This window comes from Dorea sp. ICN-14282 (genome assembly GCF_037890115.1).
GTDB lineage: Bacteria > Bacillota > Clostridia > Lachnospirales > Lachnospiraceae > Dorea_B > Dorea_B phocaeensis.
Genome location: NZ_JBBKBH010000001.1, coordinates 242,304 through 256,778 on the forward strand (window position 1 = coordinate 242,304; position 14,475 = coordinate 256,778).

General features: G+C 43.5%; 16 protein-coding genes and 1 other annotated feature. Of the genes, 15 read left to right on the top strand and 1 reads right to left on the bottom strand.

Annotated features, from left to right (window positions below):
• The first annotated feature begins 204 nt into the window (after nucleotides 1-204).
• Nucleotides 205-360: a hypothetical protein gene (locus WKT00_RS01105; protein ID WP_200816236.1), complete on the top strand. Its 156-nt coding sequence runs from the start codon at nucleotides 205-207 to the stop codon at nucleotides 358-360.
• Here WKT00_RS01105 and WKT00_RS01110 read toward each other — a convergent pair.
• Nucleotides 330-548, bottom strand: a complete 219-nt coding sequence (locus WKT00_RS01110; protein ID WP_173814157.1) for a hypothetical protein — start codon at nucleotides 546-548, stop codon at nucleotides 330-332. The two genes, WKT00_RS01105 and WKT00_RS01110, sit on opposite strands and share 31 nt — an antisense overlap.
• A 93-nt stretch (nucleotides 549-641) precedes the next feature.
• On the opposite strand from WKT00_RS01110, the gene WKT00_RS01115 reads away from it, so the two are divergent.
• From WKT00_RS01115 to WKT00_RS01180, 14 genes are all read left to right on the top strand, one after another.
• Nucleotides 642-1,148: an SEC-C metal-binding domain-containing protein gene (locus tag WKT00_RS01115; protein WP_101694554.1), complete on the top strand. Its 507-nt coding sequence runs from the start codon at nucleotides 642-644 to the stop codon at nucleotides 1,146-1,148.
• Nucleotides 1,133-1,855 (top strand): YdcF family protein, encoded by a 723-nt coding sequence (locus WKT00_RS01120; RefSeq protein WP_340260407.1) that lies wholly within the window; start codon nucleotides 1,133-1,135, stop codon nucleotides 1,853-1,855. The genes WKT00_RS01115 and WKT00_RS01120 overlap by 16 nt, the downstream gene beginning before the upstream one ends.
• A gap of 286 nt (nucleotides 1,856-2,141) precedes the next feature.
• Nucleotides 2,142-2,999 (top strand): aldo/keto reductase, encoded by an 858-nt coding sequence (locus tag WKT00_RS01125; RefSeq protein WP_340260409.1) that lies wholly within the window; start codon nucleotides 2,142-2,144, stop codon nucleotides 2,997-2,999.
• A 64-nt stretch (nucleotides 3,000-3,063) separates the two neighbouring features.
• A complete protein-coding gene (thrS, locus tag WKT00_RS01130) occupies nucleotides 3,064-4,989 on the top strand; it encodes a threonine--tRNA ligase (protein ID WP_101694551.1) in 1,926 nt (641 codons plus the stop codon).
• A 67-nt stretch (nucleotides 4,990-5,056) separates the two neighbouring features.
• Nucleotides 5,057-5,374: a DUF1540 domain-containing protein gene (locus tag WKT00_RS01135; protein ID WP_101694550.1), complete on the top strand. Its 318-nt coding sequence runs from the start codon at nucleotides 5,057-5,059 to the stop codon at nucleotides 5,372-5,374.
• A 123-nt stretch (nucleotides 5,375-5,497) separates the two neighbouring features.
• Nucleotides 5,498-6,853 carry an AI-2E family transporter gene (locus tag WKT00_RS01140; RefSeq protein ID WP_340260412.1) on the top strand — a complete coding sequence of 452 codons (1,356 nt, stop codon included), beginning with the start codon at nucleotides 5,498-5,500 and terminating at the stop codon, nucleotides 6,851-6,853.
• A 3-nt stretch (nucleotides 6,854-6,856) separates the two neighbouring features.
• Nucleotides 6,857-7,780: a homoserine O-acetyltransferase MetA gene (metA, locus tag WKT00_RS01145; RefSeq protein ID WP_101694548.1), complete on the top strand. Its 924-nt coding sequence runs from the start codon at nucleotides 6,857-6,859 to the stop codon at nucleotides 7,778-7,780.
• 33 nt (nucleotides 7,781-7,813) lie between these two features.
• Entirely contained in the window at nucleotides 7,814-8,080 is a 267-nt protein-coding gene (locus tag WKT00_RS01150; RefSeq protein WP_340260415.1) for a hypothetical protein, read from the top strand.
• Nucleotides 8,081-8,186: 106 nt separating this feature from the next.
• Nucleotides 8,187-9,086, top strand: a complete 900-nt coding sequence (locus WKT00_RS01155) for a tyrosine-type recombinase/integrase (protein WP_101694546.1) — start codon at nucleotides 8,187-8,189, stop codon at nucleotides 9,084-9,086.
• Between the two features lie 215 nt (nucleotides 9,087-9,301).
• Nucleotides 9,302-10,699, top strand: a complete 1,398-nt coding sequence (locus WKT00_RS01160; protein ID WP_101694545.1) for an alanine/glycine:cation symporter family protein — start codon at nucleotides 9,302-9,304, stop codon at nucleotides 10,697-10,699.
• A 58-nt stretch (nucleotides 10,700-10,757) separates the two neighbouring features.
• Nucleotides 10,758-11,009, top strand: a binding site (T-box leader).
• A gap of 114 nt (nucleotides 11,010-11,123) precedes the next feature.
• On the top strand, nucleotides 11,124-12,143 hold the full coding sequence (locus tag WKT00_RS01165) for an ABC transporter substrate-binding protein (protein WP_101694544.1): 1,020 nt from the start codon (nucleotides 11,124-11,126) through the stop codon (nucleotides 12,141-12,143).
• A 12-nt stretch (nucleotides 12,144-12,155) separates the two neighbouring features.
• Complete coding sequence (locus tag WKT00_RS01170; RefSeq protein WP_340260422.1) at nucleotides 12,156-13,037, top strand: ABC transporter permease; 882 nt, start codon at nucleotides 12,156-12,158, stop codon at nucleotides 13,035-13,037.
• Nucleotides 13,030-13,803, top strand: a complete 774-nt coding sequence (locus tag WKT00_RS01175; RefSeq protein ID WP_101694542.1) for an ABC transporter ATP-binding protein — start codon at nucleotides 13,030-13,032, stop codon at nucleotides 13,801-13,803. The genes WKT00_RS01170 and WKT00_RS01175 overlap by 8 nt, the downstream gene beginning before the upstream one ends.
• A 74-nt stretch (nucleotides 13,804-13,877) precedes the next feature.
• On the top strand, nucleotides 13,878-14,393 hold the full coding sequence (locus tag WKT00_RS01180; RefSeq protein ID WP_173814163.1) for a deoxyuridine 5'-triphosphate nucleotidohydrolase: 516 nt from the start codon (nucleotides 13,878-13,880) through the stop codon (nucleotides 14,391-14,393).
• Nucleotides 14,394-14,475 lie beyond the last annotated feature (82 nt).

Consider the following 14,475-nt stretch of genomic DNA (forward strand, 5'->3'; position numbering starts at 1 on the left):
AAGACTGCGCAAAATGCGGGGTTTTCCTGTTTTTTGCATAGAAGCGCCTTAAGGAATTCCTAATGTTTCTTTTAGATTTCTGCCATATTCTAGTCACAAACGCTGCATATAATAGAGAATGTGCTCATATAATGATAGAGTGCAGGATTGGCCTTGGGGAGAAGATAAGAAGAGTATAAATAATAGGGAAACGGAGGTATGAATATGCATAAGAGAGAATGGGTTGTACCGGAACCGGAAGTGATTTCTATGGAAGAATACCTAAATAGAAGGAAAAAAGTAAGAAAGCCAGACCGCACTAGGCAGAGCGGTCTGACTCCATATGAATATTACGTCGTATCATCGTCATCTTTATCGTGACGCGTAAGACGGTAGACCAGTGTATAGGCGTAGAGAAGCACCGGGATAATAATGGTACAGGCAACAGATGCTTTAAAAAGCCCCATCGTCTCTGACTGGTCGGTTAATGCAAGGATGAGAGTACATCCATACATGATTACAAGAAGCACTGCGCCCGCAAGGGCAATAATACGTTTCCATTTTTTCATCACAAATCATCCTTTACATCTATACAAGACTTTAGTATATTATATAAAGAGCGATGAAAAATTGCAAATGAATATACAAAGGAGTACAAGAATATGAGTCGTACATTATTAGATCAGTGGAGAGATATTGCTTATGATGAGACTGCTGACAGAGGGCAGCTTCAGAGATTCTGGGGAACTTATTTTCAGATTGAAAAAGAAATTTATGAAAAGCTTTTGACAAATCCGGACGAGGAAGTAAAGGGAACTGTAAAAGAACTGGCTGAGAAATATGGACAGGAAGTTCTCACTATGGTTGGATTTTTGGATGGAATCAATGAAAGTCTGAAGGAAGAAAATCCAATTGAGACGATGGAAGAAGATACGGTTGTAAGCCTTGCATTTGACAAGGAGAAACTGTATAAGAATATGGTTGCTGCAAAGGCAGACTGGCTGTATGAACTTCCACAGTGGAAAGAGATTTATTCTGAAGAAGAATTAAAGAGACTGTACAAGGAGCAGAAGGAGTCTACAACGATTCGCAAGGAGAAGAAGATCGGAAGAAATGATCCGTGTCCGTGCGGTTCCGGAAAGAAATATAAGAAATGCTGTGGCAGATAATTTTCTGTGTGGCAGGAGTTCTGTGTCTGGGGTACTATTTTTTGATTGCGTGTACGCTTCGTAAGTGGAACTCTACGTTTTCGAGCTTTTGGCTGGCAGCAGGAATTTTTCTGCTGTTAGGAAGCTTTGTGGCAGAAAGACTTGGATGCATGGGGATTTTTGGTATTCTTTTGCTCGTTTTTGTCCTGACAGTCCTTTTTACCTGCCTTCTGATTGGCAGTGGGATGCGCAGGGGTGAAAAGGAACCATGTCGGTATCTGATTGTACTGGGAGCTCAGGTTTCGGGAAGACGGATTACCGATTCCCTGAAGCGCAGACTTGACCGTGCGAGAGAATATCTGGTTCAAAATGAGGAGACTTTGGTGATTGTGTCCGGAGGCAGAGGCAAAGGAGAGGATCTTTCAGAAGCGGAAGCAATGGCGTCCTATTTAATGGAAAACGGGATTGCAAAAGAGCGCATTTCCCAGGAAGATCAGTCAAGAACGACGAAGGAAAATCTGTTGTTTTCAGCGGCGCTTATAAAGGAGAGTGGATGCCCGGTAGGGATTGTGTCCAATAATTTCCATTTGTATCGAGCGCTTCAGTATGCGAAGGCGGCAGGTTATTCCAATGTATGCCCGATTGCAGCAGGATGTAATCCGGTATTGTTCGTGAATTACATGGTGCGGGAATGTTTTGCCATCTGGAAGATGTGGTTGACAAAGTGATCTTCCGTGATATAATAGTAACATATATTGCAACACGTTGAAGAGAAGAGTAGGCTGGAGAAAGATTTGCAGAGAGGGAAGCCATGGGCTGCGAGCTTCTTAATCGGAAACCAACTGAAGACCACCTCTGAGTGACTGTGAACCAGTCCGGTGATTCCGTTACCATCGTAAAATGAAGTGGTTCCGGCATGTGTGCCGGTTCAAGCAGGGTGGAACCGCGAGAAATGTGAACTCGTCCCTTACAGCTATAGCTGTAGGGGGCTTTTTATTTATAGGAGACGGCAGTATGAACAATATGTATGACGGATATGAACTTAGAAACGGGGTGAAGAATCCCTGTATTGGATTCGGGACCTATAAAGCGGCGGACGGGAAGAGCGCGGAAGTGATAAAAACAGCGCTGGATGCCGGGTATCGGTATTTTGATACAGCGTCCTTTTATGGAACCGAGGAGTATTTGGCAGAAGCGATTCAGGAGTCCAAAGTAAAAAGAGAGGATTTGTTCCTGACTTCCAAAGCGTGGAAGACGGAGATGGGATATGAGAAGGTCAGACAGGCATTTGAAGAATCGCTAAAAAGACTTCAGACGGATTATTTGGATCTCTACCTGATTCACTGGCCTCTTCCGGAAGATGGATATGAGGATTGGGAAAAACTGGATCTTGAGACTTGGAGAGGGTTGGAAGAGCTGTACGAGGAGGGGCGCGTAAGGGCAATCGGAGTCAGCAATTTTCTTCCTTATCATCTGGAGAATCTGATGAAGCATAGCAAGATCAAACCGATGGTGAATCAGATTGAATTTCATCCGGGGTATACCCAGGAATTGACGGTGCAGTATTGCAAAGAGCGGGACATTCTGGTGCAGGCATGGAGTCCGATCGGTCGGAGCGCTCTTTTAGACCATCCGGTTCTTTTGAAGCTTTCAGAAAAATATCACGTGTCAGTGGCGCAGATCTGTATTCGCTATGCGTTGCAAAGAGGCATCGTACCGCTTCCAAAATCTTCTGCATATGAGAGGATGAAACAGAATCAGGATGTGTTTGATTTTGAAATTTCCGAGGAAGATATGTACAGAATCGGCACAATTCCGCAGAGCGGCTGGTCCCGGCTTCACCCGGACGGCTGCAGTGCGAGAACAGTTTAAAACGGTTCAAAAAGGTCGATAAGACCATGAAAATAAAACAAAAGTAAAAGAGAGGAAATGACGTATGAAAATTACATTAAAAGACGGATCTGTCAAAGAATATGCGCAGAGCATGTCCGTGCTGGATATCGCAAAGGATATCAGTGAAGGTCTTGCAAGAGTGGCAACAGCTGCGAAAGTGGATGGGGAGATTGTTGATCTGAGAACAGAAGTTACGAAAGACTGTGAACTGGAACTTCTGACTTTTGATTCAGAAGAAGGAAAGGGTGCGTTCTGGCATACGACATCCCATATTCTGGCACAGGCAGTAAAGCGCCTGTATCCGGAGACAAAGCTGGCAATTGGACCATCCATTGATAATGGTTTCTATTACGATTTAGATAGAGAGACACCATTTGTGCCGGAAGACCTGGAAAAAATTGAAGCTGAGATGAAGAAAATTGCAAAAGAAGCGCTTCCGATTGAACGTTTCACGATGCCAAGAGAAGAAGCTATTGCATATTTCAAAGAGAATGAGGAACCATATAAGGTAGAACTGGTAGAGGATCTTCCGGAAGGAGAAGAGATCAGCTTCTATAAACAGGGAGAGTTTACGGACCTGTGTGCAGGACCGCATCTGATGTCTACGAAGACGGTAAAGGCTGTGAAATTGACAAGCCTTGCAGGTGCTTATTGGCGCGGCGATGAGAAGAATAAGATGCTGACCAGAATCTATGGAATCTCTTATCCAAAGAAAGCGGAGCTGGAAGAGTATCTGCACAGGCTGGAAGAGGCGAAGAAGCGTGACCACAGAAAGTTAGGAAAAGAGCTTGGCTTATTTATGATGTGCGATGAGGGACCAGGCTTCCCATTCTTCCTGCCAAAGGGAATGGTGCTTAAGAATACGCTGCTCGATTACTGGAGAGACCTCCATAAGAGAAACGGTTATGTGGAGATTTCCACACCGATCATCTTAAGCAGACACTTGTGGGAGAATTCCGGACATTGGGATCACTACAAAGACAATATGTATACAACGGTAATTGATGAAGAAGATTTCGCAGTAAAACCGATGAACTGCCCAGGCGGAATGCTGGTATATAAATCAGAACCACGTTCCTATAAAGATCTGCCGCTTCGTGCAGGAGAACTGGGTCTGGTACACAGACATGAGAAATCAGGAGCACTGCATGGATTGTTCCGTGTTCGCTGCTTTACGCAGGATGATGCACATATCTTTATGATGCCAGATCAGATTCGTGAGGAGATCAAGGGGGTTGCCCGTCTGATTGATGAGGTTTACAGTCTATTTGGATTTAAGTATCATGTTGAACTTTCTACACGTCCGGAAGACAGCATGGGAAGCGATGAAGATTGGAAACTTGCAACCGAAGGACTTCGTGGAGCGCTGGAGGACTTAGGACTTGATTATGTGGTAAATGAAGGAGACGGCGCATTCTATGGACCGAAGATTGACTTCCATCTGGAAGACTCTATCGGAAGAACCTGGCAGTGTGGAACGATTCAGCTGGATATGCAGATGCCGCAGAGATTTGAGCTGGAATACACAGGAGCAGACGGAGAAAAACATCGCCCGATTATGATTCACCGTGTGGCATTTGGTTCCATTGAACGTTTTATCGGTATTTTGATTGAACATTTTGCAGGTGCGTTCCCAACATGGCTTGCACCGGTACAGGTGAAGGTACTTCCAATCTCTGAGAAACACTTGGAATACGGACAGAAGGTCTTGAAAGAGTTGGAAGCAGTAGGAATTCGTGCAGAAATTGATGAGAGAGCAGAAAAAATCGGATATAAGATTCGTGAAGCTCAGATGCAGAAGATTCCATATATGCTGGTAGTAGGAGCAAAAGAGGAAGAAAGTTCTCTGGTATCTGTCAGAAGCCGTTTTGCAGGAGATGAAGGACAGAAGAGCATTGCTGATTTTATCAGTGCGATTCGGGAAGAAATTGATACAAAGACGCAGAGAGAAGTGACCAAAGAAGATTAAATTTTACGGGTAAGACAGAAAAAAGTGGGCATAATAATTACTGATCATTGTAACAGGAGGGATTATTATGCCAGAATTAAAATGTACGGTACAGACTTGTACACACAACAAAAACTTTTATTGTGATTTAGATCAGATTGTAGTGGGAGGAAGTGGTGCAAAGCGTTCCGGTGAGACTTGCTGTGACAGCTTCGAGGAACGTACTGCCGATTCCTACAGCAATGTAACCGGTGAAGCGTCTCCGAAGAGTGAGATCGACTGCAAAGCGGTGGAATGTATGTACAATAAAGACTGTAACTGTCATGCCGGAAAAATCAGCGTAGAGGGAAGCAGCGCCTGCAAATGTGAGCAGACAGAGTGTGCAACCTTTTCGTGTGGATCTTAAAGGACAAGGAGAGACGATTTGAAAAGTCTCTCCTTTTTTTGTGTCGTCCATTTCGTTGCGTCTTGACGCATATATGCCGGAAGGTTATAATTGTTCTATATGTAGAAAACGAGGGTGTATTGCATGAATCAGGAAGAAAAAAAAGAAGAAATAAAATCACAGACAGAAGCGGAGAAAGAGCGCGCATATTATGCCGGCAGACCGAAGCTTGGAATGGGAGGACCATCTAAGCTTAGACAGCAATTCAGCAGAGGGATGACATTTTTTCTGGTCGTTGCAGCCAGTCTGCTGTTCTACTTTGCATTGCTTAGGATGACGGATATTTCAGGAGTGCTGAACAAGGTTTTTAACGTGTTAAAACCGGTGGTGTATGGATGTGTGATCGCGTATCTTCTGAATCCGCTGGTGAAAAAGATTGATACATATTTGCGGCCGCAGTTGGAAAAGCATATGAAAAAGCCGGAACAAGCGTTGAAGCTGACGAGGGGAATCGGGATTCTGGCTTCACTGATTTTGATGACGGTATTGATTGTTACGCTGTTCAACCTGCTGATTCCGGAATTATATTCCAGTATCCGCAACATGATTTTTACCCTTCCGGGACAGTTAAATGACTTGATTCAGAGTCTAAACGGAATTGAGATTGACGATTCCACGACGGGAAAATTGATGAAGACAGCGTTAGAAGAGGGCACGAATATGCTGCAGGAATGGCTGCGTACTGACCTTCTGGCCAGAACCAATGCATTGATGACGAATCTGACAGAGGGTGTGATCAATCTTCTGAATGAGATTTTCAATGCATTGATCGGTGTGATTGTATCGGTTTATATTCTGTTCAGCAAGGAGACGTTTTCCAGTCAGTGTAAAAAATGCATCTATGCGATGTTTTCACCAAGACATGCGAATTTTGTACTGCATCTGACGACGAAGAGTAATGAGATCTTTGGCGGGTTTATCATCGGAAAGCTTATTGATTCTGCGATTATCGGAGTTCTTTGCTTCTTTGGACTTAGTATTTTGGATATGCCGTATGTAATGCTGGTCAGTGTAATCGTTGGCGTGACAAATGTTATTCCGTTTTTCGGACCTTATATCGGTGCAATTCCAAGTACAGTTCTGATTATGCTGTCTGATCCGCTGAAGGGAATTTATTTTGTGATTTTCATTCTACTTTTGCAGCAGTTTGATGGAAATATTTTGGGACCGAAGATTCTTGGAAACTCGACAGGCTTGTCTGCATTTTGGGTAATTGTTGCCATTTTGCTGGGAGGAGGCTTGTTCGGATTTGCAGGAATGATTATGGGTGTCCCGACGTTTGCAGTTTTGTATTATATTGTGGAAATGTTGATGAACAATCGATTGGAAAAGAAGAAGCTACCGGTAGATTCGCAGAATTATGATGCCCTAAGTTATGTGGACAGCAATGGAAAATACCGCCATGTAAAGGAACAGGAAATGGAGCAAGGAGGGAAATAACATATGCCAATTCGTGTACAGAATGATCTTCCGGTAAAGGAGATTTTAGAGAAAGAAAATATATTCGTAATGGATGAACACCGCGCAACGCATCAGGATATCCGACCTATCAAAATAGGTCTCTTAAATTTGATGCCATTAAAAGAAGACACAGAGCTTCAGATTCTCAGGTCTTTATCCAATACGCCGCTGCAGGTGGACGTCTCTTTTGTGACGGTGTCAAGTCACCAGTCTAAGAATACGCCGACCAGCCATCTGAATAAGTTTTATCAGAAGTTTTCAGAGATTAAGAATCAGAAATTTGATGGATTTATTATTACTGGAGCACCGGTAGAGCAGATGCCGTTTGAAGAGGTAGATTACTGGGAAGAACTGACAGAAATTATGGAGTGGACGAAAAGCCATGTGACATCTACCCTGCATTTGTGCTGGGGAGCGCAGGCGGGCATTTATTATCATTATGGAATTAATAAAGTGCAGCTGGATCATAAAATGTTCGGAATCTTTGAACATCGGGTGATGAATCGAAGAATTCCTTTGGTTAGAGGATTTGACGATGTATTTATGGCGCCGCATTCCAGACACACGGAGATTCCGATGGATCAGATCCGTGCAGAGGAAAGGTTGACGGTTCTTGCAGAGTCACAGGAAGCAGGTCTGTTTCTTGCGATGGCAGAAGAGGGGCGCAAGATTTTTGTAATGGGACACCCTGAGTATGACCGGATTACGTTAGATGGAGAATATAAAAGAGATCTTGGTAAAGGTCTGGAGATTGAGGTGCCGAAGAATTATTATGAAAACGATGATCCAACCAAGAAGCCGCTTCTGACGTGGAGAGCGACAGCGAATAATCTGTACACCAACTGGCTGAATTATTACGTATACCAGGTAACACCGTATGATTTGGAAGGAACACCGAATTTTTAAGACTTCTTTCGTAGAGACGGAGGGGAGGAAAATATGATCGCAGTTTGGAACTGCAGGAGTGTATATATCGGTTTTGATATGCAGAAGTGTGCACAGGTGCGGGAATGCCTGGCGCAGAACCATATTGACTATACCTACAAAGTAAAGAATCAGGCGGGAAGCTGGGCAGGACGGGAAGGTACCGTTCGCGGACGGACGGGAAGCTTTGGGCAGTCCATGGAGCTGATGTATGAATATGAAGTGTTTGTACACCAGAAAGATCTAGAACAGGCAAAATATTTATTGGGAAAAGGCTTGTAAAAGTCTTTTCTTTTACACAAAAAATGTTATAGTATGAGTAATACTTCTAACATTTCTAGGGAATCCGCTTCGCGGAAAAAGCAGACAAGGAGGGAGGGACCGTCTTATGAAAAGCAGTTATGCATCGAAAAAACTGAAAAATCAAATCTGGCCGGACTATATTGCACATTTTAAAAGCGAAACGACGAAGGGGTCTTATCTTGCAGATATTGAAGAATTGATGGCTTATTGTCGGAAAGATTTTCAGGAGATTACGGCAAAAGAGGTAAAGGCCTTTTATGAAGAATTGAAGGAGAGGACGAAGGCTGGGCGAATCAGTCCCGCTACAATGGCAAAGAAATTTAAAGAATATCATTCCTTTGCGGCCTATTTGTGCGAGCATCGGGAAAAGTATCAGATTCCGAAAAGTTATTCGGATGTTTACGCAGGATATCTTCCTTATCTGGCAAAGCAGGAACGTTATGCGAGGTCGGTTCCGATTGCGGATATCGACAGACTTTTAGCGGCGGCCAGGGAGGATGAAGCATCCTATACAATTATTACACTTTTGTATCGGGCAGGACTTACGTCAAGGGAGATTACAGAAATGAAGGTGAAAAATATTCTGCTTTATGATAATGGAATGTATCTAGCGGTACCGGGGCGAAAGGCGCCAAGTTATGTTCCGGAAGATGCAGCAAAGGTTCTGCTTCATTATTTGGAGGTGTGTCAGCCACAGGGGTATCTGTTCCGTAACCGGCGCGGAGATGTGTTGAATTTGATGTATATCAGCAGGATGTTGAAAAAATATGAGATGCAGGCAGGAATTCCCTGTTATAGTGCGCAGAGTATCCGTAATACCTGCGGAGTAACACTGTTTGCTTATGGTGCTAATGAGGAAGAGACAGCAGGACAGATGGGAGTTACGGTAAAACAGATTCACCGTTATAAGAATTTAACTTACCGGGAGAATCTGTTAAAATCGGCCAATAAGCTTGTTCGGATATCGGTGATACCTCCAGAATAGTATGAATAATCAGAGAATATATATAAAATATGATTGTTATATAATTAACACAAAATAAAATGCAAATATTCTATCAAATAAGTAGAAATAAACAAAAAGAATGTCATTTCTGTAACTATTATTGCTATTTTAAAAGTATTAAGGTAGAATGAATTAACAATTAATTTCGTGAGTGGAAGGTGCACAACAAAACTTAAAGGAAAAGGGGGCATAGTATGTTTGGACAGATTGCAGATTGGATTTACAAAGTGGACGGCATTATTTGGGGGTGGTGGCTGATCATCTTGTTGTTCGGAACGCATATCTTTATGACGATTCGAACCGGATTCATTCAGAGAAAGACTTTCAGTAAAGGAATTAAATTGTCCGTTACGAAAGATCCGGAAGCAGAAGGTGAAGTATCCAACTTTGGTGCATTGACAACCGCTTTGGCAGCAACGATCGGAACTGGTAATATTGTCGGTGTTGGTACGGCAATTGCACTTGGAGGTCCGGGAGCAGTTCTGTGGTGTTGGCTGTCTGGTGTATTTGGAATTGCAACCAAGTATTCTGAGTCATTGATTGCAGTTAAGTACCGGGTAAAGACAAAAGACGGGCGTATGCAGGGCGGCGCGATGTACGCACTTTCCAGGGGACTGAAGTGGAAAGGTCTGGGAAAAGCCTTGGGACTTATCTTCGCAATCTTTGCAGCATTTGCCTCTTTTGGTATCGGATGTGCAACACAGGTAAATGCAATTGCTAATATCGTTCAGGAGAACGTTGGTATTCCAAAGGCGGCGGTTGGTATCGCAGTGGCAGTATTAACGGCAATCGTAATCTTTGGCGGAATTAAGTCTATTGCAAAAGTTTGTGAAAAGTTAGTTCCGTTTATGGCGATTTTCTATGTACTTGGATGTATTATCATTCTGGGAATCAACTATGATTATATTATTCCGGCATTGTCCACTATTTTTAAGCTTGCCTTTACACCGGGCGCAGCAGCAGGCGGTCTGGTAGGAAGCGGTATTCGTCTGGCAATGCAGTATGGTATTGCGAGAGGATTATTCTCCAATGAATCTGGTATGGGTTCTGCGCCAATCGCAGCAGCGGCAGCACAGACAAGAAATCCGGTTCGTCAGGCATTGGTATCTTCTACAGGAACTGTTTGGGACACGGTAGTGGTATGTGCATTGACAGGTTTGGTTTTGGTTTCCACGATTATGAAGAATCCGGCGATTAATGCGGATCAGATCGAAGATGGTGGTATTCTTACGACATTGGCATTTGGACAGATTCCAGTTCTTGGACCGATTATTCTGACGCTTGGAATTATCTGTTTTGCCTACTCTACGATTCTTGGATGGGCATATTACGGAGAGCGTGCGGTTGAGTATTTTGCAGGGAAAAAGGGACTGGTGCCATATCGTATTCTCTATGTTGCAGTTGCAGCAATCGCACCAATTGTAGCACTTGATGTTGTATGGGCATTGGCAGATATTCTGAATGCGTTGATGGCGATTCCGAACTTGATTGCGGTGCTTCTGTTGTCAAATGTAATTGCAAAAGAGACGAAGAAGTACATCAACAATCTGGATGCATGGGATGAGGAGCCGGTACCGGTTTTGGATGAATAAAAATAAAAAAAGGGATTGACAAATCGATTTTAATGGATTAAAGTGATAAATATAAAGAGCAAAACCGTTGAGAAAGAAGAGTAACTTATCAGGCGGCATCAAAGAGAACAGCAGATGGTGAGATTGCTGTATGAAGCAGATGAGCGAATGGCCTTTCGAGGGCAGTCTGAAATTTCAATTCAGGAACAGTAGGACTTGTCGGGAACCGAACCCGTTATCAATCAGGAGTGTATGTTAGTACATGAGAAAGTGGACGATTCGTCAATTTGAGTGGTACCGCGATAATAAGTATATTATTACCGTCTCAAACCGTAAGGTTTGGGGCGGTTTTTTAGTTTCCGGGACATGGCGGCAACTTTCTCTCCTAACAAAGTGAAACAGCGCATTTGCGTAAGAATCAGCATGAAAAAAGGAGAATGGAGCTATGAAAAGAAGAGTAACAGCAGGATTATTAACAGCAGCAATGATGACAATGATGTTAACAGGATGTGCAGGATCATCTGGAGACAAGAAGGAAAGCGGAAAAGAAAGTTATACCATTGGAATTGAGCAGTTTGCAGAACATGGTTCTTTAGATAACTGCCGGGAAGGGGTTTTAAAAGGGTTAGAAAGTGAAGGGATTGTAGAAGGTGAGAATCTGACGATAGACTACAAGAATGCGGCGGCAGATATGGGAACGGCAGGACAGATTTCCGACAGCTTTGTATCTGATGGAGTAGATATGATTTGTGCGATTGCAACCCCAGCGGCGCAGAGTGCATATAATGTAGCAATGGATGCGGAGATCCCCGTGATTTACACCGCAGTTACAGATCCGGTAGAAGCGGAATTGGCAGACGCGGATGGCAATGCGGTTGGGGAAGTGACAGGAACTTCTGATAAGCTTCCAATCAAAGCACAGCTTGAGATGATCAGAAATCTCCTTCCAAATGCAAAGAAGATTGGAATTATGTATACGACAAGCGAGGCAAACTCTGTATCTGCAATTGAAGAATATAAGAAACTGGCGGGAGACTATGAGTTTGCGATTGTAGAGAAAGGAATTACGGCAACTGCAGATATTCCGTTGGCGACAGATGAGCTTCTTGGTGAAGTGGACTGTATTACGAATCTGACAGACAATACGGTGGTTTCTTCACTGGCTACAATTTTGGAGAAGGCTGGGGAGAAGAAGATCCCGGTATTTGGAAGTGAGATTGAGCAGGTCAAACTTGGATGTCTTGCAGCAGAAGGAATCGATTACATTTCTCTTGGTGAACAGACTGGGAAAATGGCAGCAAAAGTATTAAAGGGAGAAAAGAAAGCATCCGAAATGAAATATGAGATTATCACGGAGCCGGGATTCTATGTCAATACCAAGGTGGCAGAAAACTTGGGAGTAGAAGTACCGGAAGAACTGGCAAAAAATGCAGTAGAAAGTTTTCATGAGATTTCCGCAGAATAAGGAGACAGAGTTATGAATTTTATGGTGACGATTATTGAGCAGGGACTGATTTACGGAATCCTTGCACTGGGAGTATATATTACGTATAAGGTGTTGGATTTCCCGGATCTTACGGTGGATGGAAGCTTTCCATTGGGCGCGGCTGTTACAGCGGCGCTCATTACCAGGGGAATGAACCCTTATCTGACGCTTCTGGTATCCTTTGCATCAGGAGCGTTGGCGGGAATCTGTACCGGTCTTATTCATGTAAAGGGGAAAGTCAGAGATCTGCTTTCAGGGATTATTATGATGACGGCTCTGTGGTCTGTGAATCTTTATATCGCGGGGACTTCCAATGTACCACTCTTTTCACAGAAGACGATTTTCAAAAATAAACTGATGGATGGAATGGTTCCAAAGAGTCTGCGTCCTTATTCAACGCTGATTCTGATTCTGGTACTGGTGATGATCTGCAAAGTGCTTCTAGACCTTTATTTAAAGACAAAATCCGGGTATCTGCTGCGGGCAGTTGGCGATAATGAGGCATTGGTGACAGCGCTTGCAAAGGATCAGGGGAATGTGAAGATACTGGGACTTTCTCTTGCTAATGGACTGGTTGCGATGGCAGGAAGTATATTTGCGCAGGAAGAAAGGGTCTTTGAGATATCCATGGGAACCGGAGCAATTGTAATTGGTCTTGCCAGTGTGATTATCGGAACGAGTCTATTTCGGAAGATGACGGTATTCAAGGCAACAACGGCAGTTTTAATCGGTTCGATTATTTATAAGGTGTGTGTGGCAATTGCTCTTAAAAACTTTGAACCGAATGCAATGAAGCTGATTACGGCCGTTCTGTTCCTGATTGTTTTGATTTTCAGTATGGAGAGAAAAGGAGGGGCGAAGAAGCATGCTTGAGTTGAAAAAAATTTGTAAATACTATAACCCAGGGACCATAAATGAAATGTGCCTGTTTGATCAATTTGATCTGAAGGTTGAACAAGGAGAGTTCGTGTCGGTGGTTGGAAGCAACGGTTCAGGGAAAACATCGATGCTGAATATCATCTGCGGAAGCATTCCGCTAGAATCAGGTCAGGTGCTGATGCAGGGGCGTGATATCACAAGAAAAAAGGAATACCAGAGAAATGCAAAGATTGGACGCGTTTATCAGAATCCGGCAATGGGGACCTGCCCCTCTATGACGATATTGGAAAATCTATCGTTGGCAGATAACAAAGGAAAACGCTTTGGTTTGGGAAGAGGGAGTAATAAGGCAAGAGTGGAGGCTTACCGGGAAGAATTAAGAAAGCTGAATCTGGGACTGGAAGATAAGCTGGAGGTAAAAGTAGGAGCGCTGTCCGGCGGACAGCGTCAGGGACTGGCACTTTTGATGGCGGTGATGACACCCATCGATTTCCTGATTTTGGATGAACATACGGCAGCGCTGGATCCTAAGACAGCGGATCGGATTATGGAGCTGACCAGCGAAGTGGTAAAGGAAAAGAACCTGACGACGATCATGGTGACTCATAATCTTCGGTATGCGGTAGAGTACGGGAACCGTCTGCTGATGATGCACCAGGGACGGGTGATTCTGGATAAGAAGGGGCAAGAGAAGGAAAAAACGTCGGTAGAAGAGATTTTGGGTCTGTTTAATGAGATTAGTATTGAGTGCGGAAATTAGGAATGTGCTTGCAGTACTTTGCAAAATCGGCTACAATCTTAGAAGACATTAGAAAGAAAGAAGGAGAGCAAAGGATGGCAAAGAAAGTTGCACAGTTTTTTAAAGTAAGTTTTGAGCAGTTTCAGCAAGGGTATGAGGATACATTTGGAACAATAGATGAGGAAGTGCTTCGCGGAATTTATGAGGAGATTAAGCTTCCAAAGCGGGCAACGAAAGGGTCTGCGGGGTATGATTTCTATATGCCGATTACAGCAAAATTAATGCCGGGAGAGACTCTGAAGATCCCAACGGGAATCCGTGTTAAGATTGCGACTGACTGGGTATTAAAGTGCTATCCGAGAAGCGGACTGGGATTTAAATATCGTTTGCAGCTGAATAATACCGTGGGAATTATTGACAGTGATTATTATATGTCTGATAATGAAGGGCATATTTTTGCGAAGATTACCAACGACAGCAATGAAGGAAAGACGGTGGAGTTAAAGCAGGGAACCGGATTTATGCAGGGAATCTTTGTGGAGTATGGCATCACGGTAGATGATGAAGCAACGGAAGTTCGAAATGGCGGATTTGGAAGTACGACCAAATAGAAAAAAGTAAAAGAAGATAAAAAATAAAAGGGAATGAAAGATAGAAAGAGGAAGAACAGCCAGCGAAGCGTTCTTCCTCTTT

Bases quoted from the DNA above. Each gene is read 5' to 3' on its own strand.
- WKT00_RS01105 (WP_200816236.1), top strand. From the start codon at position 205: ATGCATAAGAGAGAATGGGTTGTACCGGAACCGGAAGTGATTTCTATG.
- WKT00_RS01110 (WP_173814157.1), bottom strand. From the start codon at position 548: ATGAAAAAATGGAAACGTATTATTGCCCTTGCGGGCGCAGTGCTTCTT.
- WKT00_RS01115 (WP_101694554.1), top strand. From the start codon at position 642: ATGAGTCGTACATTATTAGATCAGTGGAGAGATATTGCTTATGATGAG.
- WKT00_RS01120 (WP_340260407.1), top strand. From the start codon at position 1,133: ATGCTGTGGCAGATAATTTTCTGTGTGGCAGGAGTTCTGTGTCTGGGG.
- WKT00_RS01125 (WP_340260409.1), top strand. From the start codon at position 2,142: ATGAACAATATGTATGACGGATATGAACTTAGAAACGGGGTGAAGAAT.
- thrS (WP_101694551.1), top strand. From the start codon at position 3,064: ATGAAAATTACATTAAAAGACGGATCTGTCAAAGAATATGCGCAGAGC.
- WKT00_RS01135 (WP_101694550.1), top strand. From the start codon at position 5,057: ATGCCAGAATTAAAATGTACGGTACAGACTTGTACACACAACAAAAAC.
- WKT00_RS01140 (WP_340260412.1), top strand. From the start codon at position 5,498: ATGAATCAGGAAGAAAAAAAAGAAGAAATAAAATCACAGACAGAAGCG.
- metA (WP_101694548.1), top strand. From the start codon at position 6,857: ATGCCAATTCGTGTACAGAATGATCTTCCGGTAAAGGAGATTTTAGAG.
- WKT00_RS01150 (WP_340260415.1), top strand. From the start codon at position 7,814: ATGATCGCAGTTTGGAACTGCAGGAGTGTATATATCGGTTTTGATATG.
- WKT00_RS01155 (WP_101694546.1), top strand. From the start codon at position 8,187: ATGAAAAGCAGTTATGCATCGAAAAAACTGAAAAATCAAATCTGGCCG.
- WKT00_RS01160 (WP_101694545.1), top strand. From the start codon at position 9,302: ATGTTTGGACAGATTGCAGATTGGATTTACAAAGTGGACGGCATTATT.
- WKT00_RS01165 (WP_101694544.1), top strand. From the start codon at position 11,124: ATGAAAAGAAGAGTAACAGCAGGATTATTAACAGCAGCAATGATGACA.
- WKT00_RS01170 (WP_340260422.1), top strand. From the start codon at position 12,156: ATGAATTTTATGGTGACGATTATTGAGCAGGGACTGATTTACGGAATC.
- WKT00_RS01175 (WP_101694542.1), top strand. From the start codon at position 13,030: ATGCTTGAGTTGAAAAAAATTTGTAAATACTATAACCCAGGGACCATA.
- WKT00_RS01180 (WP_173814163.1), top strand. From the start codon at position 13,878: ATGGCAAAGAAAGTTGCACAGTTTTTTAAAGTAAGTTTTGAGCAGTTT.